The organism is Phenylobacterium sp. SCN 70-31, assembly GCF_001724605.1.
Classification (GTDB): Bacteria; Pseudomonadota; Alphaproteobacteria; order Caulobacterales; family Caulobacteraceae; genus Phenylobacterium.
Genome location: NZ_MEEX01000004.1, coordinates 181,749 through 201,193, shown reverse-complemented (window position 1 = coordinate 201,193; position 19,445 = coordinate 181,749). Strand labels below are relative to the sequence as shown.

The 19,445-nt window shown below is 70.5% G+C and carries 19 protein-coding genes; 12 read left to right on the top strand and 7 right to left on the bottom strand.

Annotated elements, in window-relative coordinates; all coding sequences use genetic code 11:
• Positions 1-10: 10 nt before the first annotated feature.
• Both dut and coaBC read right to left on the bottom strand, forming a co-directional pair.
• Entirely contained in the window at positions 11-466 is a 456-nt protein-coding gene (dut, locus tag ABS78_RS03255) for a dUTP diphosphatase (protein ID WP_293374831.1), read from the bottom strand.
• Positions 467-1,657: a bifunctional phosphopantothenoylcysteine decarboxylase/phosphopantothenate--cysteine ligase CoaBC gene (gene coaBC, locus ABS78_RS03250; RefSeq protein ID WP_293374829.1), complete on the bottom strand. Its 1,191-nt coding sequence runs from the start codon at positions 1,655-1,657 to the stop codon at positions 467-469.
• Positions 1,658-1,768: 111 nt separating this feature from the next.
• Here coaBC and ABS78_RS03245 point away from each other — a divergent pair, with 111 nt between their 5' ends.
• Entirely contained in the window at positions 1,769-2,314 is a 546-nt protein-coding gene (locus ABS78_RS03245) for a hypothetical protein (protein WP_293374827.1), read from the top strand.
• 16 nt (positions 2,315-2,330) lie between these two features.
• Positions 2,331-2,762 (top strand): NUDIX domain-containing protein, encoded by a 432-nt coding sequence (locus tag ABS78_RS03240; RefSeq protein WP_293374826.1) that lies wholly within the window; start codon positions 2,331-2,333, stop codon positions 2,760-2,762.
• Positions 2,763-3,210: 448 nt separating this feature from the next.
• On the opposite strand, the gene rph is transcribed toward ABS78_RS03240, so the two are convergent.
• Complete coding sequence (gene rph / locus ABS78_RS03235) at positions 3,211-3,927, bottom strand: ribonuclease PH (RefSeq protein ID WP_293374824.1); 717 nt, start codon at positions 3,925-3,927, stop codon at positions 3,211-3,213.
• A gap of 149 nt (positions 3,928-4,076) precedes the next feature.
• Here rph and hrcA point away from each other — a divergent pair, with 149 nt between their 5' ends.
• From hrcA to dnaN, 3 genes are all read left to right on the top strand, one after another.
• The gene (hrcA, locus tag ABS78_RS03230; RefSeq protein ID WP_293374822.1) at positions 4,077-5,102 is read left to right on the top strand and encodes a heat-inducible transcriptional repressor HrcA; all 1,026 of its coding nucleotides are present in this window, start codon (positions 4,077-4,079) and stop codon (positions 5,100-5,102) included.
• A gap of 15 nt (positions 5,103-5,117) precedes the next feature.
• A complete protein-coding gene (grpE, locus tag ABS78_RS03225) occupies positions 5,118-5,735 on the top strand; it encodes a nucleotide exchange factor GrpE (RefSeq protein ID WP_293374820.1) in 618 nt (205 codons plus the stop codon).
• A gap of 154 nt (positions 5,736-5,889) precedes the next feature.
• Positions 5,890-7,008, top strand: coding sequence for a DNA polymerase III subunit beta (gene dnaN / locus ABS78_RS03220; protein WP_293374819.1), 1,119 nt, complete (start codon positions 5,890-5,892; stop codon positions 7,006-7,008).
• Between the two features lie 24 nt (positions 7,009-7,032).
• Here the strand turns inward: dnaN and ABS78_RS03215 are convergent, their stop codons facing one another.
• Entirely contained in the window at positions 7,033-7,314 is a 282-nt protein-coding gene (locus ABS78_RS03215) for a zinc-finger domain-containing protein (RefSeq protein WP_293374817.1), read from the bottom strand.
• A gap of 120 nt (positions 7,315-7,434) precedes the next feature.
• Here ABS78_RS03215 and ABS78_RS03210 point away from each other — a divergent pair, with 120 nt between their 5' ends.
• Complete coding sequence (locus ABS78_RS03210) at positions 7,435-8,373, top strand: ABC transporter ATP-binding protein (RefSeq protein WP_293374815.1); 939 nt, start codon at positions 7,435-7,437, stop codon at positions 8,371-8,373.
• Positions 8,374-8,384: 11 nt separating this feature from the next.
• Here ABS78_RS03210 and ABS78_RS03205 read toward each other — a convergent pair whose 3' ends face one another.
• Positions 8,385-8,936 (bottom strand): GNAT family N-acetyltransferase, encoded by a 552-nt coding sequence (locus ABS78_RS03205; RefSeq protein WP_293374813.1) that lies wholly within the window; start codon positions 8,934-8,936, stop codon positions 8,385-8,387.
• Between the two features lie 80 nt (positions 8,937-9,016).
• Between ABS78_RS03205 and mutS the strand changes: the two genes are divergently transcribed.
• Positions 9,017-11,698 (top strand): DNA mismatch repair protein MutS, encoded by a 2,682-nt coding sequence (gene mutS, locus ABS78_RS03200; RefSeq protein ID WP_293374811.1) that lies wholly within the window; start codon positions 9,017-9,019, stop codon positions 11,696-11,698.
• 175 nt (positions 11,699-11,873) lie between these two features.
• Entirely contained in the window at positions 11,874-12,509 is a 636-nt protein-coding gene (locus ABS78_RS03195; RefSeq protein ID WP_293374809.1) for an HAD-IA family hydrolase, read from the top strand.
• Here ABS78_RS03195 and ABS78_RS03190 read toward each other — a convergent pair.
• Positions 12,475-12,816, bottom strand: a complete 342-nt coding sequence (locus ABS78_RS03190) for a hypothetical protein (protein ID WP_293374807.1) — start codon at positions 12,814-12,816, stop codon at positions 12,475-12,477. The two genes, ABS78_RS03195 and ABS78_RS03190, sit on opposite strands and share 35 nt — an antisense overlap.
• Before the next feature lie 107 nt (positions 12,817-12,923).
• Here ABS78_RS03190 and ABS78_RS03185 point away from each other — a divergent pair, with 107 nt between their 5' ends.
• The 3 genes from ABS78_RS03185 (at position 12,924) to queG (ending at position 17,661) form a co-directional block, all read left to right on the top strand.
• Positions 12,924-15,737 (top strand): [protein-PII] uridylyltransferase, encoded by a 2,814-nt coding sequence (locus ABS78_RS03185; protein ID WP_293374806.1) that lies wholly within the window; start codon positions 12,924-12,926, stop codon positions 15,735-15,737.
• Between the two features lie 132 nt (positions 15,738-15,869).
• Positions 15,870-16,559, top strand: a complete 690-nt coding sequence (locus ABS78_RS03180) for a glutathione S-transferase family protein (RefSeq protein WP_293374804.1) — start codon at positions 15,870-15,872, stop codon at positions 16,557-16,559.
• Positions 16,540-17,661: a tRNA epoxyqueuosine(34) reductase QueG gene (gene queG / locus ABS78_RS03175; protein ID WP_293374802.1), complete on the top strand. Its 1,122-nt coding sequence runs from the start codon at positions 16,540-16,542 to the stop codon at positions 17,659-17,661. Before ABS78_RS03180 ends, queG begins: the two co-directional genes overlap by 20 nt.
• Here queG and rfbC read toward each other — a convergent pair.
• Positions 17,658-18,212 carry a dTDP-4-dehydrorhamnose 3,5-epimerase gene (rfbC, locus tag ABS78_RS03170; RefSeq protein WP_293374800.1) on the bottom strand — a complete coding sequence of 185 codons (555 nt, stop codon included), beginning with the start codon at positions 18,210-18,212 and terminating at the stop codon, positions 17,658-17,660. The two genes, queG and rfbC, sit on opposite strands and share 4 nt — an antisense overlap.
• A gap of 33 nt (positions 18,213-18,245) precedes the next feature.
• Here rfbC and ABS78_RS03165 point away from each other — a divergent pair, with 33 nt between their 5' ends.
• Positions 18,246-19,280 (top strand): glycosyltransferase family 2 protein, encoded by a 1,035-nt coding sequence (locus ABS78_RS03165; protein WP_293374798.1) that lies wholly within the window; start codon positions 18,246-18,248, stop codon positions 19,278-19,280.
• Positions 19,281-19,445 lie beyond the last annotated feature (165 nt).

The following is a 19,445-nucleotide window of genomic DNA, read 5'->3' as shown; positions in this document are numbered from 1 at the left end:
AGCCCTCGCTTCAGCTGCGGCCGGTCGAGCCGAAGCCGCCGGCGCCGCGGGCCGTATCGTCCAGGCTGTCGACCTCGGCCCATTGCGCCTGGACCACCGGCGCGATCACCAGCTGGGCGATGCGGTCGCCACGCCGGATGGTGAAAGCCTCCGGGCCGTGGTTGATCAGGATAACCTTCACCTCGCCCCGGTAGTCCGCATCGACCGTCCCCGGCGAATTCAGGCAGGTGATCCCGTTCTTGAACGCGAGGCCCGAACGGGGACGCACCTGGCCCTCGAACCCCGGCGGCAAGGCGAAGGCGAGGCCGGTCGGAACCGCGAACCGATCCCCCGGATGGAGAATGAGGGGTTCATCCTCCGGCACGGCGGCGCGCAGGTCCATGCCGGCGGCCTGGGCGGTCTCGTAGGCCGGCAGCGGGATGTCCCGTCCGTGGGGCAAGCGGGTGATCGGGACGGTGGGAGTCACTCAGAATTCCTCGGCGATGCGGGCGGCGAGCCTGCGGGCGACCTCGCCCTTGGCCATGCGGTCCCATCGCTCGATTCCCGCTCCGGAGACTATGGCCACGGCGTTCTCGTCGCCGCCCATCGTACCCTCGACACTGACGTCGTTGGCCACGATCCAGTCGCAGCCTTTGCGCGCGAGCTTGGCCCGGGCGTGCGCCTCGACGTCGTCGGTTTCGGCCGCGAACCCCACCACCAGCTTCGGTCGCCGCGCCGAACGGGAGAGGGTGGCCAGGATGTCGGGGTTCTCGACCAACCGGATCGTCGGGGCGTCGCCACCGGCCTTCTTGATCTTTCCCACGCCGACCGTCTCGGGACGCCAGTCGGCCACGGCGGCCACGCAGACGGCGATGTCGGCGGGCAGGGCGGCCTCGCACGCCGCCAGCATCTCGCGCGCCGTCTCCACCAGCACGCGGCGGACGCCCGCGGGCGCCGAGAGGGCCGTGGGCCCGCTGACCAGCGTGACCTCGGCGCCCAGAACGGCCAGCGCCTGGGCGATCGCATAGCCCTGCTTGCCCGAGGAGCGGTTGGTGAGCAGCCGTACGGGATCGATGGGTTCGGCGGTGGGACCCGCCGTGATCACCGCCCGGCGACCCGCCAGCGGCCGGGCGGCCGGGCCGGACAACGCCGTCATGATCGCCTCGAAAATGGCCGACGGCTCGGCCATCCGCCCTGGGCCGTACTCGCCGCAGGCCATCGCGCCCTCGTCCGGCCCGACGAACAGCACGCCGTCGGCCTGGAGCTGCGCCCGGTTCCGGCGGGTAGCCGGGTGCTCCCACATGCGGACATTCATCGCGGGCGCCATCAGCACGGGCTTGTCGGTGGCCAGAAGCGTGGTCGAGGCCAGATCGCCCGCCAGCCCCGCCGCCGCCTTGGCCATCAGGTCGGCGGTGGCCGGCGCCACCACCACCAGGTCGGCCGAACGCGACAGTTCGATGTGGCCCATCTCGGCCTCGGCCGTCAGGTCGAACAGCTCGGAATAGACCTTGTCCTCGGCCAGCGCCGACAGACTGAGCGGCGTGACGAACCGGGCGCCGGCCTGCGTCAGGATCGGACGCACCCCTACACCGGCCTTGCGCAGCAGGCGCGTCAGCTCCAGCGCCTTGTAGGCGGCGATGCCGCCGCCCACGATCAGGAGAACCCGCTTCTCGGCCACGTACGCGCCCCACCTTCTGGTGCGCCCGATTTAGGTCATCGCGGGGGACTCGACAAACCTCGGCCTTTGTGTTCTTTTTTTGTTCCAACAACCTCAGGATGGAGGGGCGAGGTGTCCGGTATCAGGATTGTGCTGCTGGCCGCGGCGGGACTGGCCTTGACGGCCTGCGACAACGGCCCTTCGGCCGTGGCTCAGAAGCCGGCGGACGAGCGACGGTCGCAGACGTTCGAGGAACCCCGACGCGACAACGCGGGCGTCGAGACGGCCGAAGCGCCGGGGGATCGGCGCGATACGGCGACGCCGAAGATCGACGGCCGGCCCATGTGGTCGTCCACCCGACGCTACTCCGCCCAGGAGAACGCCGAGCGCGCCTTCAGCCGCAACGGCGAGGCGTTCGGCGCGGCCGATGTCGATACGTTCGTGCGCAAGGCCCACGCCTTCGTCAACAGCCCGCCGCGGGGGACGCTGACCCTGCCCCGGAGCAACGGCGACACGCTGCTCTACGATCCGAAGGGGAACGTCTTCGCGATCCGCACCGCCCAGGGCGCCCCGCGGACCATGTTCAGGCCCGATGACGGCATGGCCTATTGGGAAGAGCAGAAGGCGCGCGAAGCCCGCCGCTCCGCCAGCCGGCGCGGCGGCGACGACGACGCCTGAGCGATCGAGCACGCCCGTGGCGCGGTTCCGGATCGTTCCCGAGGTGTACCTCCTCCTCATCGACGGCGACCGGCTGCTCATGTCCCGACGGTTCAACACCGGCTACGAAGACGGGCGCTACAGCCTGGTGGCCGGTCACGTCGACGGCGACGAGACCCTGGCGGAGGCTGTGGCCCGCGAGGCGAAGGAGGAGGCGGGCCTGACCATCCGACGACGGGACCTGACCCTTGTCCACACCCTGCACCGCCGCGCGGAGGAGGAGCGCCTGGGGTTCTTCTTCCGCGCGGCGCGCTGGTCGGGAGAGCCGTCGAACCTTGAGCCAGACAAGTGCGACGACCTGGGCTGGTTTGCGATGAACCAGCCACCCAAGCCGACGATCCCCTATATCCGCGCGGTGCTGGAGCACGTCGCCGCGGGCCGACCCTACTCCGAGTTCGGCTGGGGCTGATCGTCGAATCGCGGCGGGCGCGGGATCGATCGCGCTCGCGGCCGCAGCCGAGCCTTGCCCCCTCCAATGCATCCGAACACAGGGCCCGACCCCGTTGCAGCGCGAGATAGCGCATGCGGCATTGCAGCGCAGATTATTTCATCCTTCGACGAAATACTTGAATCTTCCAAGGCGGACGCCTATCTCTCCATCAATGCTGCACTGCACAATGGAGTGTCCCATGATCAAGATGATCGAAAAGTTCCTGGACGCCCTGTTCGCCCCTCTGGCGCGCGAACTCGAGCGCCTGCCCCCGCAGGCCATGCGTTTCAACGTGTTCTTCTGATCCGAACGCTCTCCCCCCTCCTCCCCCCTGGGAGAGCTTTGGACAGATCAACGGCGTCGCCCTCTCGGGCGGCGCCGTTTTCATTTGGGGAAGCGCCCAGCTCGGGACGACCGTGGCCGCGGGTCAGGCGGTCGTGGCGGCCTTCTGGAGCGTGCAGAGTTCGCCGATACCCTTGCGGGCCAGCGCGAAGAGGGTGTCGAACTCCCCTTGGCTGAAGCCCCGCTTCTCGCCCGTGGCCTGGACCTCCACGATGTCGCCCGAGCCCGTCAGCACGAAGTTGGCGTCGGCCTCGGCGTTCGAATCTTCCTCGTAGTCGAGATCCAGCACCGGCGCGCCGGCATAGATGCCGCAGCTCACGGCCGCGACCTGGTCAAGGATGGGGTCGGCGGTGATGACGCCTTCGTCCAGCAGATATTTCGTCGCCAGGCGCAGGGCCACCCACGCGCCGGTGATCGAGGCGGTGCGGGTGCCGCCATCGGCCTGAAGCACATCGCAATCCACGGTGATCTGGCGCTCGCCCAGGGCCTTGAGATCGGTGACGGCGCGCAGGGAGCGGCCGATCAGGCGCTGGATCTCCTGCGTGCGCCCGCTCTGCTTGCCGGCGGCGGCCTCGCGCCGCCCGCGGGTATGCGTGGCCCTCGGCAGCATGCCGTACTCGGCCGTGACCCAGCCCTGGCCCTTGCCGCGCAGGAAGCCGGGCACGCCCTCCTCCAGGCTGGCGGTGACCAGGACCTTGGTATGCCCCGCTGTGATCAGGCACGATCCTTCGGCGTAGCGGGTTACGGCGGTCTCGAGGGTGATCGGGCGCAGCAGGTCTGGGGCGCGTTCGGAGGGGCGCATGGCTCGGCTTTCGGCAGGGTCAGAAGCGGTCGGCGCCTTGCGCCGGGGAAGGTCGGGCTTATCCTAGATCGCGATGATCCCGTCCATGGGCCGATGAAGCAGCCGCCGTGACGCCCTCGCCGTTTTCCCGCGGGCCGAGTCTGGCCGACATGGATGCGCGCGCCCGCGACATCTTCCGTCGCATCGTCGAAAGCTATCTGGAGACCGGCGAGCCCGTCGGCTCTCGCACCCTGTCGAAGGGTGGCGTCTCGCTGTCGCCCGCCTCGATCCGCAACACCATGCAGGACCTCACCCAACTCGGCCTGCTGGGCGCGCCGCACGTCAGCGCCGGCCGGCTGCCGACCCACGCGGGCCTGCGCCTGTTCGTGGACGGGCTCATGGAGGTGGGCGACGTCGGCGACGACGAGCGGCGCAACATCGAGGCGCGCCTGAAGGCGCACGGCCGCAACTACGACGAAGCGCTGAACGAGGCCTCGGCGATCCTCTCGGGCCTGGCCGGCGGGGCCGGGGTGGTGGTGACGCCGATGCGGGACGCGGGCGTGACGCATGTGGAGTTCGTGCCGCTTTCCGGCGAGCGGACCCTGGCCATCATGGTCTTCGACGACGGGAGCGTGGAGAACCGCCTCATCCGGCTGCCCATCGGCGTGACGCCGTCGGCCCTCCAGGAGGCGTCCAACTTCCTGAACGCCCGGCTGCGCGGACGCACCCTCACCGAAGCCAAGGCGGACCTGCGGGTCGAACTGGACAGGGCGCGCCGCGAACTGGACGCCACGGCCGCGCGGCTGGTGGAGGACGGCCTGGCCGCCTGGGGCGGCGGCGACGTCGAGGAGCGGGCGCTGATCGTACGGGGACGCGCCAACCTGCTGGAGGATCGCGAGGCGCTGGACGACCTGGAGCGCGTCCGTTCGCTGTTCGAGGACCTGGAGCAGAAGGAACAGCTCATCCAGCTTCTGGACGGCGTCCGCGACGGTGAAGGCGTCCGCATCTTCATCGGCGCCGAAACGCGACTCTTTTCCCTTTCGGGTTCCGCTGTGATCGCGGCGCCCTATATGACGGGCGGCCAGAAGGTGGTGGGCGCGATCGGCGTGATCGGACCCACCCGCCTGAACTATGCGCGCGTGATTCCGTTGGTGGACTACACCGCCCGCGTGCTGGGCCAGGTGATGAACACATAGGAACGCAAGGAAGAGATGTCCGAAGATCTGACGCCCGCCGATTTCGAAGCCGACGCCGCCCAGGCCGACGCCCTGGACGTCGAGCAGATGGCCGCCGAGATCAAGGCGCTGAAGGAGCAGGTGCTCCGCTACGCCGCCGAGGCCGAGAACACCAAGCGCCGCGCCGAGCGCGAGGCCAACGACGCGCGCGCCTACGCCATCACCAAGTTCGCCCGCGACCTGCTGGGCGTGGCCGACACGTTCGACCGGGCCCTGACCGCCGCACCGCAGAGCGGCGAGGATGTGGTCAGGAACTTCGTCGTCGGCGTCGAGATGACGGCCAAGGAATTGCAGTCGGCCTTCGACAAGAACGGCCTGAAGAAGATCGATCCGCCCAAGGGCGAAAAATTCGACCCCCACAAGCACCAGGCCATGATGGAGCAACCCGCCGCCGACGGCGTCGAGCCGGGCGGCGTCATCCAGACGCTGCAGGCGGGCTACGAACTGCTGGGGCGCCTCGTGCGCCCGGCGATGGTCGTCGTTGCCGCCAAGGGGGGCGGCGCCCAGGCCGGACCTTCGTCCTCGTCGGGGGGCAATCCTTATGGCGCCGGCGGCGAAGGCGATCCGGGCGGATCGGTCGATACGCGGGCCTGAGCGGCGCTCAACGGCCTCGTTTTGCTGTGGGACAAGGGGCCCGTCCCCTTTCACAGCCTTGCGAAATCGCTAATGTCCGCAGTCCCCGCCACTCGGGGCGAGCACCGTTTCCGGTGATTCGCCCCCGAGGGCGTCAGGCGAGTCGGGACCTGGAATGAAGCTGACGATCGAACGCGCCGCCCTCCTGAAGGCGCTGGGCCACGTGCAGAGCGCCGTGGAGCGCCGCAACACGATCCCGATCCTCTCCAACGTGCTGTTGTCGGCGACGGGGGACAGGCTGACCTTTTCGGCCACCGATCTGGACATGGAGATCGTCGACGAGGCGCTGGCGCAGGTGGATCAGGCCGGTCAGATCACGGCGCCCGCCCACACGCTCTACGAGATCGTCCGCAAGCTGCCCGAGGGCGCCGACGTCTCGCTCAGCTTCACAGGCGAGGATCCACGCCTCACCGTCGCCGCGGGGCGCAGCCGCTTCAACCTGCCGGTGCTGCCGGCCGGCGACTTCCCGGTGATGTCGGCCGAGGGCTTCGCGGGCCGGATGTCGGTGGACGTGAACGACCTCATCCGCCTGATCGACAAGACCCGTTTCGCGATCTCGGCCGAGGAGACGCGGTATTATCTGAACGGCCTCTACATCCACACCCTGATCGTGGACGGCAGTCCGCGGCTGCGCGCCGTGGCCACAGACGGCTCGCGCCTGGCCCTGGCCGACATGCCCGCGCCCGAAGGCGCGGCGGGCGCGCCGGGCGTGATCGTGCCGCGCAAGACCATCGGCGAAATCCGTCGCCTCCTGGACGACGCGGGCGAGAACGTGGACCTCCAGGTCAGCCCCCAGAAGGTGCGGCTGGAACTGGGCGGCGCGGCCCTGACGTCCAAGGTCATCGACGGCAACTTCCCCGACTATGCGCGCGTGATCCCCAAGGACAACCATCGCACCGTACTGGCGGACGCCAAGCTGTTCGCCCAGGCGGTCGACCGGGTGGCGACGATCTCGGCCGAGAAGAGCCGCTCGGTGCGCATGGCCATCGAATCCGGCCGCGTCGTCCTCACGGTCCGCAACATGGAAGCCGGCCAGGCGGTGGAAGAGTTGGAGATCGACTACGATGGCGAGGCCTTCGAACTGTCGTTCAACGCCCGCTACCTCCTGGACATCACCGACCAGATCTCCGGCGGGACGATGGAGCTCCGCTTCGGCGGCCCCAACGATCCCGCGCTTGTCCTCGACCCCGCCGATGCGGACGTCCAGTACATCCTGATGCCGCTCAGGGTTTAATCGCCGACGAGGCGCGGGAGAGCCTCAGTGCCCGCCGGCGCCCTCGTAGACGCCCGGCGCCAGGCGCTCGTCCTCGGGCCGCTCGTGGCCGTGGGCCAGGACGAAGCGGCGGTCGCAATACGGGCATTCCACGAAATCCGCCTCGCCCATCTCCAGCCACACCCGTGGGTGGCCCAGGGCGCCGCCGACGCCGTCGCAGGCGATCCGCCGCGTACGGACATGGACCACTTCCGCCACGTACGCGTCCGCGGACGCGGGGATCTGGGGCTCTGCCTCGGAAGACTTCGCGGCGACTTTGCGGGCCATGATCTCGAACACCTTCAGCCGCCCAGCTTGGCTGCGAGGCGGCGCGGCCCTACGTATGCGACCCACGCTCCGCGCGTCAACGACAGGCCGCGCGTCAACGACTGGCCAGGACCCCTCCGCATGGACCTTCCCGAATTCGCCATCGAGGCCCGGGGGCTGACCAAGACCTACGCGGCCACCAAGACCACGCCCGAAATGAAGGCGCTGAAGGGCATCGACCTGGCGGTCCCGCGAGGCTCGATCTTCGGCCTGCTGGGGCCGAACGGGGCCGGGAAATCCACCTTCATCAACATCCTGGCCGGCCTCTGCCGCAAGACGTCGGGCACGGTGAAGATCTGGGGGCGTGACATCGACGAACGCCCGCGCGACGCCCGCGCCGCCATCGGCGTGGTGCCGCAGGAGATCGCCGCCGACCCCTTCTTCACGCCCCGCGAATCGCTGGACGTGGCCGCGGGGATGTACGCCGTGCCCGCGTCGGAGCGTCGCACCGACGAGTTGCTGTCCGCCCTGGGTCTGGCCGACAAGGCGAACGCCTACGTACGCCAGCTTTCGGGGGGTATGAAGCGGCGGCTGATGGTGGCCAAGGCGATGGTTCACAACCCCCCCGTCCTGATCCTCGACGAACCGACGGCGGGCGTTGACGTGGAGCTGCGCCGCCAGCTCTGGGCCTATGTGCTGGAACTGAACCGCCGCGGCGTGACCATCGTGCTCACCACCCACTACCTGGAGGAAGCGCAGGAACTCTGCGACGAGATCGCCATCGTCAGCCGGGGTCAGGTCGTCGCCTGCGAACCCACCACGACCCTGCTGCGCCGCATGGACACCCGCCACGTTCTGGTGACGCCCGAAGAGCCCGTGACCGCCGCCCCGACACTGCCGGGTTTCGAGACGAAGCTCATCAAGGCCGGCGGCTTCTCGGTCGGCTACCGCACCGGGCAGTCCAGCGTCGAGCAGGTGCTGGCCGCCATCCGCGCCGCGGGCCTGCACATCAAGGACATCTCGACCGAGGACCCGGACCTGGAGGACGTCTTCGTCTCGCTGACCTCCGAAGCCACGTAGCCCGGGCGCCCTCAAGGGGGGGTTGTGAGCTCGTGGATATCGCGCCAGACGTAGGCGATCTCCCAGTTGCGGCCGCCGGGACCGGGCTCGTGACGGCGCGCTTCGCCCAAGCCGCCCAGGTGCTCGTAGAACCGGCGCGCGCGCACATTGTCGCGCAGCACCGAGACGACCAGCGACCGCGCGCCGCGGACCTGCAGGACCCGCGCCGTCTCGATCATGAGGCGCCGCCCCAAGCCGCGGCCCTGGGCGGCGCCCAGCAGGTAGAGCGTGGCGATCTCGGCTTCCCCAGGCGCGCCACGCCGCGACGGACCACCCTCGGCGTAGCCCACGAGGCCGCTCCGGTCGGCCGCGGCCAGAACGACCTCGTCGGGGCCTGGCCGCAACAGTCGGTGGCCGAACCGGCGCGCGAACACCGGCTCGGACATCCGGGCCAGGTACGCATCGGGAAGGAGCCCGCGGTACGTCTGGCGCCACGACGCCACGTGCACGGCCGCCAGGGCCTCGGCGTCGGCCGGGCCGGCGGGAAAGACGACGAAGCCGGTATCGTCACGTCCCTGCGCCATTCATCCACAGCTTGGCGCTCGCCGGCCGGCTTTCAAGGGGGTGCGGGGCACCGCCGCATCCTTTAGCCTCCGTGGTTCCTATGAACGTCCAGGCGACCCCCCTTCCCGACGCCGCCGGCGCGACGCCGGTCATGGCCCAGTATTTCGAGGCCAAGGCGCGCCAGCCGGACGCGCTGGTCTTCTTCCGCATGGGCGACTTCTACGAGCTGTTCTTCGAGGACGCCGAGAAGGCCGCCGCGGCCCTGGGCATCACGCTCACGGCGCGGGGGAACCACGCCGGCGCGCCCATCCCCATGGCCGGGGTGCCCGCCCACGCCATGGAAGCCTATCTCGCCAAGCTGATCCGGGCGGGCTTCAAGGTGGCGGTCTGCGATCAGCTGGAGGACCCCGCCGAGGCCAAGCGGCGCGGCGGCTCCAAGGCGGTGGTCCGGCGCGAGGTGACGCGCGTCGTCACGCCGGGCACGCTGACGGAGGACGGCCTCCTGGATGCGCGCGGCGCCAATCGCCTGGCGGCGGTGAGCGTGCGCGCCGGGGGCGCTGCGGTGGCCAGCGTCGAGCTGTCCACCGGTGAGGTGGAGTGCCTGGCCGTGACCGTGGCGGGGCTGGCCTCGGCGCTCGCGGCGCTGGGCCCGTCCGAAGTGCTGGTCCCCGACCGTCTGTTCGCCGACGAGCAGGTCTCGGCCGCGCTGAAGCAGGCCGGCGGCTTCGTCCAGCCGATGCCCAGCGCGCTGGCCGAGCCCGGCGCTTCCGAGGCGCGGCTGAAGCGGTTGTATGGCGTCGAGACCCTGGACGGGTTCGGAACGCTCTCGGGGGCCGAAGTCTCGGCCCTGGGCCTGATCGCCGCCCATCTGGAGACCACCCAGGCCGGCAAGCTTCCGGCGCTGTCCGCGCCCCGCCGCGCGGGCGAGTCGGACGTCATGGTCATCGACCCGGCCACCCGCGCCGGCCTGGAGATCGAGAAGACCACCGCCGGGGCGCGCGACGGCTCGCTGCTCGCGGCCATCGACCGCACGGTGACGGCGCCCGGCGCGCGCCTGCTGGCCAGCCGTCTGGCCCGACCGCTGCTGAACCCGACCGCTATCGACGCCAGGCTGGACTCCGTGGCCTGGTTCGTGGGCCATCGGGCGCAGCGCGAGCGGCTGCGGGAGACGCTGAAGGGCCTGCCCGACATGGCCCGCGCCCTGTCCCGCCTGGCCCTGGGACGCGGCGGTCCGCGCGACCTGGGCGCGCTGCGCGACGGGCTCGCCGCCGGCGCCACGGTGCGCCGGCTGTTCCAGGAAACCGCCGATCCGCTGGTCCGTCCGCCCGCCGAGATCCTGGACGCCCTGGAGGCGCTCGACGTCGATCGCGACGAAGGCCTGAGCACGTTCCGCGAGCACCTGGCCACAGGCCTCGGCGCCGACCTGCCCGCCCTGACCCGCGACGGCGGCTTCGTGGCCGAGGGCGTGCGGCTCGAGCTGGACCAGGCCCGGGCGCTGCGGGACGACAGCCGGCGGGTGATCGCGGCGCTGGAATCCCGCCTGGCGGCCGACAGCGGCGTGGCGCTCAAGATCCGGCACAACGCGGTGCTGGGCTATTTCGTGGAATGCACGGCCAAGGCCGCCGAGCCGCTGATGACGCCGCCGCTCAACGCCACCTTCATCCACCGCCAGACGCTGGCCAACCAGGTGCGCTTCACCACCGTCGAGCTGGCCGAGCTGGACGCCAAGATCGCCCAGGCCGCGAGCCGGGCGCTGGCCATCGAACTCGACACCTTCGAGGCCTGGCGCGACGCTGCGACGGGCGTCGCCGCCCAGATCCAGGCCGCCGCCCTGGCCGCCGCGACGCTGGACGTGGGCTCCGCCCTGGCCGAATGGGCCGACGACGTCGGCGCGACGCGGCCGACGCTCGACAGGTCAACCGCCTTCGAGGCCGAGGCCGCGCGCCATCCGGTGGTCGAGGCCGCCGTCCGCCGCGCGGGCGACGCCTTCACCCCCAACGACTGCCGGCTGGACGGGGCGGGCGTCGGCGGCGCGCGCCTCTCCATCGTCACAGGCCCGAACATGGCGGGCAAATCGACCTTCCTGCGCCAGAACGCGCTGCTGGCCGTGCTGGCCCAGGCCGGATGCTTCGTGCCGGCGAAGCGCCTGCGGCTGGGGGTGGTCGACCGCCTCTTCAGCCGCGTGGGCGCGGGCGACGACCTGGCGCGTGGCCGTTCCACCTTCATGATGGAGATGGTGGAGACCGCCGCGATCCTCTCGCAGGCCACGCCGCGCAGCCTGGTGATCCTCGACGAGATCGGCCGCGGCACGGCCACCTACGACGGCCTCGCCATCGCCTGGGCCTGCGCCGAGGCCCTGCACGAGACCAACCGCAGCCGGGCGCTCTTCGCCACCCACTACCATGAGCTGGCGGTGCTGGAGGGCCGGCTGGCCTATGTCTCCAACCTCAGCCTGAAGGCCAAGGAGTGGAACGGCGACCTGATCTTCCTGCACGAGGCGGGGCCCGGTCCGGCCGACAGGTCGTACGGCGTGCAGGTGGCCAAGCTGGCCGGCGTGCCGGCGCCGGTGGTCGCCCGCGCCCGCCAGGTGCTCGAGCGCCTGGAGAAGGAGGCCGCGGGCCCGGCCAACCTCGACGACCTGCCGCTGTTCGCCGCCGTGGCCGAGCCCGAGGCGACGTTCGGCCCCAGCAAGGTGGAAGAGGCGCTGGCCGTCCTCGACGTCGATGGCATGAGCCCCCGCGAGGCGATGGACGCGCTGTACCGGCTGAAGGGACTGATGTGATCGAGGCCCTGCGGGTCATCGGACCCGGGTTCCCCGGCCAGTTGGCGGACCTTGAGCACCGCGTTCCAACGCGAAGCGTCCGTGGGGGCGGACAAGAGGCAGCGACGGGAAAGCGGTATCAACTTTCGCGCCGACACTCCCGTGCACGGCGCCCTGCGACGATCACGAGTTCAGCATGGCGCTGAAGGCCCTCATGGTCGATGTCGACGGCGTAATCGTCACGACGCGCCCCGGCGGCTGGGCGGTCGACATGGAGACCGATCTCGGCCTCCCGATCGCCACGCTGCAAGCGCACTTCTTCGGACCGCATTGGGACGACGTGGTGATGGGACGCGCCGACCTGCACGACCGGCTGGCCCCGGTCCTGGCCGAACATGCGCCGCACCTGACCAGCCAGGCCCTGGCCGATTACTGGTTCGCGAAGGACGCCCGGCTCGACGATGGCCTGCTGGCCGATCTCGCCGCCCTGCGCGCGGGCGGCCTCCGGCTCCATCTGGCCACCGTCCAGGAGCACCGGCGGGCCGCCTACCTGTGGGACGTCCTGGGCTTCCGCGATCGGTTCGACGCCATGCACTACGCCGCCGACCTCGGCTTCGGCAAACCCGACCCCAGGTTCTTCGCGGCGGTCGAGGCGCGCACGGGTTACGCGCCGCCGGACCTGATGCTGCTGGACGACAGGGCCGCCAACGTCGAGGCCGCCCGCGCCGCCGGCTGGGGCGGCGCGCTCTGGGACGGGACCGAGCCGCTCGACGCGGTCCTGCGCCGCGCCGGCGCCGTCATCGCTTCGGCCGCTTCCGCTTCACCACCGTGACGGTGAACGCCTGCCGCCCACCGGCTTTCAGGCGCCTGCGAACCTCCTGAGCCACACCGGACTTGCCCGCGCTGGCCGCCGTGGCGGTGGTCGCGACCGGCTTGCCCTTCGATGGCGCCAGGCCGTGGCGCTTGCGGGCGCGTTCGTCCTGTTCGGCCAGTTCGGCGCGACTCTGGGCGGTGCGCGCGGTCAGATCCTCGACCAGGGCCTTGCCGCGCCGGGTGCGGCCGGTCAGCGACGGGGCGACATAGCGGTTGGCGTTCCAGCCCAGGCTGGTCGATCCGCCGCGGTACGATCCCCTGCCCATGTCACCCCGACGCCATACTGGGCGGGCGGGATAGCGGGCGGCGCGCGCGAGGAAAAGCACGAACCTCCTGCGCCCGTTAACGAAAGGGCCTATATGGCTCTTCGCCCATGCCCACGCGCCTGAAACCCACCCGTCTGGAATACGTCGTCGACGGCGTGAAGCTGCGTTCGCAGCTTTCGACGGCGGCGCTTGAGAACCTCGGCGACGAGCAGGCGCAGCGCAAGGCGGCGCTCGACATCCTGAAGGCGGCGCTGTTCCGCGGCCGCATGATCGCCAAGGAGCGCCTGGAGAACGGCGCCGGCGGCATCGAGACCGCCCGCCTGCTCTCGGGCGTGACCGACGAGGTGATCTCGGCGCTCTACGATTTCACCACGGTCCACATCTTCCGGGCCCGCAATCCCACCGAGGGCGAGCGGCTGGCGCTGATGGCGGTGGGCGGCTACGGACGCGGCACCCTGGCGCCCTATTCCGACATCGATCTGCTGTTCGTGCGGCCCTACAAGCAGACGGCGCACGCCGAGAGCGTGATCGAATACATGCTCTACGCCCTGTGGGATCTGGGCTTCAAAGTCGGCCACGCCTCGCGGACCGTCGAGGAGTGCCTCAAGCTCAGCCGCGAGGACTACACCATCCGCACCTCGATCCTGGAGGCGCGGCGCCTGACCGGAGACGAGCGCCTGGCGGCCGAACTGGTCCGACGGTTCCGCGACGAGGTGGTCCGTGGCACGGGGGCCGAGTTCGTCGCGGCCAAGCTGAAGGAGCGCGACGAACGCCACGCCCGCGCGGGCGCCAGCCGCTACATGGTCGAACCCAACCTCAAGGAGGGCAAGGGCGGCCTGCGCGACCTCAACACCCTCTTCTGGATCGCCCAGTACCTGCATCCCGGCGAGACGATGGAACGCGTGATGCAGCTGGAGATGTTCGACCGGCGCGAGGTCCGGGCGTTCATCGTGGCCTTCGACTTCCTCTGGGCGGTCCGCAGCCATCTGCATTTCACCACCGGCCGGCCGGAAGAGCGCCTCTCCTTCGACCTCCAGCCCGAGATCGCCCGGCGCATGGGCTATGGCGACCGCGGCGACGCGCCGGCCGTCGAGCGCTTCATGCGGCGCTACTTCCTGATCGCCAAGGACGTGGGCGCCCTGACGCGGGTGTTCGCCGCCAAGCTCGAAGCCGAGCAGATGAAGATGGCGCCCAAGGGCATCAGCCGCTTCATCCCCAACCGCAAGGTCAAGCGCAAGCCGCTGGACGAGCCCGGCTTCTCCGAGGAAGGCGGCCGGCTGGACGTCGATCCCGAACTCTTCCGGCAGGACCCGGTCAACCTGCTGCGACTGTTCAGGATCGCCGACCAGCGGAACCTCGACCTGCATCCCGACGCCTTCACGGCGGCGTCGCGCAACATCAACCTGATCACCTCGGCCGTAAGACGAGACGGTCACGCGGCGCGGGTGTTCCTGGACATCCTGGCCCGGGGGCGCGATCCGCGCACCACGCTGACGCTGATGAACGAGGCGGGCGTTCTGGGCCGCTACCTGCCCGAGTGGGGGCGTATCGTCGCCCAGATGCAGTTCAACATGTACCACTCCTACACGGTGGACGAGCATACGCTGCGGGCCGTCGGGGTGATCGCCGATATCGCCGCGGGCCGGCTCACCGAAGACCACCCTCTAGCCACGCAGATCATGCCGCTGATCGCCGACCGCGAGGCGCTGTTCCTGGCCATGCTTCTGCACGACACGGGCAAGGGCGGCGCCGGGGGACAGGAAGTGGCCGGCGCCCGGGCCGCGCGCCAGGCGGGTGAGCGCCTGGGCCTGGACCGCTCGAAGATCGAGCTGGTCGCCTGGCTGGTGGAACACCACCTGGTGATGAGCGACTTCGCCCAGAAGCGCGACGTCTCCGATCCACGCACCGTGGCCGACTTCGCGCGCATCGTGCAGACGCCCGAACGCCTGCGCCTTCTCCTCGTCCTGACCGTGGCCGACATCCGCGCCGTGGGGCCGGGAGTCTGGAACGGCTGGAAGGGCCAGCTCATGCGCGAGCTCTACAACGCCACCGAGGCGGTGTTCCGGGGGGGCCGCGGCTCGGACGCCGCCGCCGCCCTGCGCCGCTATCAGGAGAACGCGGCCTATGACGCCCGCGTCCGCCTGGCCAAGGCCGACCGGGCGGCCGAGAGCTGGGGCGACGCGATGGAGGACGCCTACTTCACGGCGTTCAGCGACGAGGAGGTGCTGATCCACGCCCGCCTCGCCCGCGCGGCCAAGGCCGCGGGCAGCGCCGCCGAGGGCCGCGTCCGCCCGGACCTGAACGCTTCGGAGGTCGTGGTGGCGGCGGCCGACCGCCCACGCCTGTTCGTCGACCTCGCCGAGGCGATCACCGGAGCCGGCGCCAGCGTCATGGGCGCGCGCGTCTTCACCTCGCGCTCGGGACAGGCGCTCGACATCTTCTACGTCCAGGACGTGACGGGCGCTCCGTTCGGCGCCGACGATCCCAGGACTTTGCAGCGGCTGGCCGATGCCCTGGCCGGCGCGGCGCGGGGCGAGCCAACCCCTCAGGAACGCCGCCGCCAGGATCTCGGACGGGCGGCCGCCTTCGCCATCACGCCCACGGTGATGCTCGACAACGAGGCGTCCGAGACCGCCACCGTGGTGGAGGCGTCGGGCCGCGACCGCACCGGCCTGCTGGCCGGCCTCGCCCGGACGCTCTCGGACACCGGACTCCAGATCACCTCGGCCCACATCGACAGCTACGGGGAGCGCGCCGTGGACGCCTTCTACGTCGTCGACGCGGCGGGCCAGAAGCTCACCGACGCGCGGAAAGGCAACGCGCTCAAGACCGCCCTGCTGACGACGCTGAACGACGCTGAATCCGAGCCGGCCGGCGCCCGCCGCACCCTGCAGCGGGCGCGCGCCAGCGTCGCGAGATAGGCCGACCGGAAAGCCTTTCATTCGCCTCACGGGCGAGTGGGGCTGCGCACCCGACGTGGCGAAGTAAACGAGCCCTTAAGACCCGGAGCGTCTGTTGGCGTTTCGTCGATTCGCGTAAGAGGCGCGGCCTGCATGAGCGTCGAACGCACCCTCCACCACTTCCCGCTGGACCCCGCCTCGCGGCTCGCGCGCCTCGTGCTGGGCGAGAAGCGGCTGGCGTTCACCGACGTGTCCGTTCGCTACTGGGAACGCCCGCGGGACCTCACCAAGCTGAATCCGTCGGGAATGGTCCCGGTGCTGGTGGAGACGGCCGGCGACGCGCCGCCCCTCGTCCTGTGCGAGAGCCGCGCGATCGTGGACCACCTGATGGAGTCCTGCCCCGAACCCGCGCTGATGGCCGACACGCCGGCAGAGCGGGCCGAAGCCCGCCGGCTGATGACCTGGTTCGAGCGCAAGTTCGAGTTCGAGGCCTCGGGCTACATCCTTCACGAGAAGATCGAGAAGCGGCTGCTGGGGCTTGGGCCGCCCGAGCTGGCCAACCTGCGCCAGGGCAAGGACGCTCTGAAATCGCATCTCTTCATGCTGGACGACCTGCTCCAGGCGCGCGAGTGGCTGGCGGGCAAGCGCCTGTCGCTCGCCGATTTCACGGCCGCGGCCTACATGTCGGTCATCGACTACTTCGGCGACGTGCCCTGGCGCGACGCGCCGGCGGTGAAGACGTGGTACATGAAGATGAAGTCCCGGCCGTGTTTCCGGCCGCTCCTGGCCGACCGCTGGCCGGGCCTCGCGCCCGCCGGCCACTATGACGACCTCGACTTCTGAGCGCGAAGAGCTGATCCGGGCCGAGGCCGCCGCCCTGGGCTTCGACCTCTGCCGCTTCACCGACATCGACGAAGCCTGGCCCGCCGCGGCGCGCCTGCTCGAATTCGTGGACGCCGGCCGTCACGGCGAGATGGGCTGGATGGCCGAGACGGCCGAGCGCCGCCGTCACCCGCGCGCCATGTGGGCCGACGCGCGATCGGCCATCGTGCTGGGGGTGAACTACGGCCCCGACGACGACCCGATGGCCGTCCTTGCGCAGCCGGCCCGGGGCGCGATCAGCGTCTACGCCCGGGGTGACGACTATCACGAGGTGATCAAGGCGCGCCTGAAGGCGCTGGGTCGCTGGCTCCAGGCGCGGTTCGGCGGCGAGCTCAAGGTGTTCGTGGACACCGCGCCGCTGCTCGAAAAGCCGCTGGCCGAGCGCGCCGGCGTCGGCTGGCAGGGGCGGCACACCAATCTGGTCAGCCGGGAGTTCGGCTCCTGGCTGTTCCTGGGCTCGATCCTGACCACGCTGGAGCTGACGCCCGACGCTCCCGAATCGATGACCTGCGGGACCTGCCGGGCGTGTCTGGACGTGTGCCCTACCGACGCCTTCCCAGCGCCGTTCCAGCTCGACGCCCGGCGCTGCATCTCGTACCTGACCATCGAACTTAAGGGGCCGATCCCGCGGGAATTCCGCCCCGCCCTGGGCAACCGCATCTACGGTTGCGACGACTGCCTGGCGGTCTGCCCCTGGAACAAGTTCGCCCAGCAGGGGCGGGAGCAGAAGCTGGCCGCCAGGGAGGCGCTGAACGCGCCGGCGCTGGCCGACCTGGCCCGCCTGGACGACCCGGCCTTCCGCGACCTCTTCCGCAAGAACCCGGTCAAGCGGATCGGCCGCGACCGGTTCGTCCGCAACGTCCTCTACGCCATCGGCAACTCGGGCGTCGCCAACCTGACGACCGAGGCCGAACGACTGTTGGACGACCCCTCGCCGCTGGTGCGAGGGGCGGCCGTCTGGGCGTTGTCGCAATGTCTGGCCCCCGAGGCGTTCGCGACGCTCAGAGCCGTCCGGACGCCCGCAGAGGCCGACACGTCGGTGCTGGAGGAGTGGGGCGGCTAGAACGCCACCGGCCCGAGGTCCTTCAGGCGCGGCAGCACGGTGTCCTTCTGGGAAAGCAGCGGCTCGCCGTCGAGCGGCCAGGGGATCGCAAGGTCGGGATCGTTCCAGATGATCCCGCCCTCGCTCTGGGGCGCGTAGGGGCCGTCGACCTTGTAGAAGATCTCGCAGTCGTCGGTGATCGTGCAGTAGCCGTGGGCGAAGCCCCGGGGGACCCAGAGCTGCTCACCGCCCTCGGCGGTCAGCTCGGCGCCGACCCACTGGCCGTGGGTGGGCGAGCCGACGCGGATATCCACCGCCACGTCGAAGATGGCGCCCCTGAGCGCCCGGATCAGCTTGCCCTGGGCGTTCGGCGCGAGCTGGAAGTGCAGGCCGCGCAACGTGCCCTTCGCCGCGCTGAACGCCTGGTTGTCCTGGACGAACGTGGTGTCGGCGACCGTTCCCGCCAGCGCCTTGACGCTCCAGGTCTCGGCGAACCAGCCCCGCGCATCGCCATGACGCTTGGGCGTGATAAGCAGCACGTCGGGGATGGCGAGCGGCGTGATCGTCGTCATTTCGGATCCAGCAGTGACAGGTGTGGCCGTCGCATGACGCAGCGCAGGGACGATGACAAGACCCCGGCCGTCACCGTGTGCGTCATCGCCTACAACTCGGGACCGACGCTGCGCGCCTGCCTGGAGCATCTGGGCGCCCAGACCTTCCGCGATTTCGAGGCCCTGGTGATCGACAACGCCTCGCCCGACCCGGGCGACGCGACCATCGCGGAGGCCTTTCCCTGGGCGCGGCTGATCCGCAACGCGGAGAACCTGGGGTTCACCGGCGCGGGCAACCAGGCGGCGCGCGAGGGGCGAGGCCGCTGGCTGGTGCTGCTGAATCCGGACGCCTACGCGCAGCCCGACTGGCTGGCGCGTCTCGTGGCGGCGGCGGAACGCCATGCGCAGGTCTCGTCCTTCACTTCTCGCCAGATGGCGGCCGACGCGCCGGGGATGCTGGACGGCCTGGGCGACGTGATGAGCATCACCGGCATCCCCTACCGCGGCGGCTACCTGAACCCGGACCGCGGCCAGGCGGTTGAGGGTGAGGTGTTCAGCCCCTGCGGCGCGGCGATGATGATCGACCGGGCTCTGTTCCTGCGCCTGGGTGGCTTCGACGAGGCGTTCTTCTGCTACGGCGAGGACGTGGACCTGGGCTACCGGCTTCAGCTCGCCGACGAGCCGACGCTGCTGGTCCCCGATGCGGTGGTCCTGCACGAGGGCTCGGCGTCCAGCGGGGGGCGAAAGTCGGAGTTCGCAGTCTTCCACGGCACGCGGAACCGCTTCTGGGTGCTGTTCAAGAACACGCCAGCCCTGCTCCTGCCGCTGGTCGTCCCGCTGCACCTGCTGGCGCTGACGGCGATCTACCTTCGGCGGGAGAACCGGCCGCACATCCGGCTGATCCTGCGCGCCGTCCGCGCGGCCTTCGCGGGCGCGCCGGCCATGTTCCGCGCCCGCCGCGAGGTGCAGCGGCTACGCACGGCGTCGGTCTTGCAGGTGGCGAAGGCCATGACCTGGAACCCCCGCGATCTCTCGGGCCGCAGGCCGGTGATCCGACCCCTGAGGCCACCGCCTCGCCGTAGGGACTGACCACGAAAACACGAAAGAACGCGAACGTGCGGCGGGGGCGCCGGCAGATGATCCTGCGAGGCCGCGGAGCGGCGATCTCCCGAATTTGAGGAACTACGGAAAATACAGAAGGCGAAGCCGCGACTTCCATGTCTTCTGTGTTTTCCGTGGTTCCATGACTGAGCC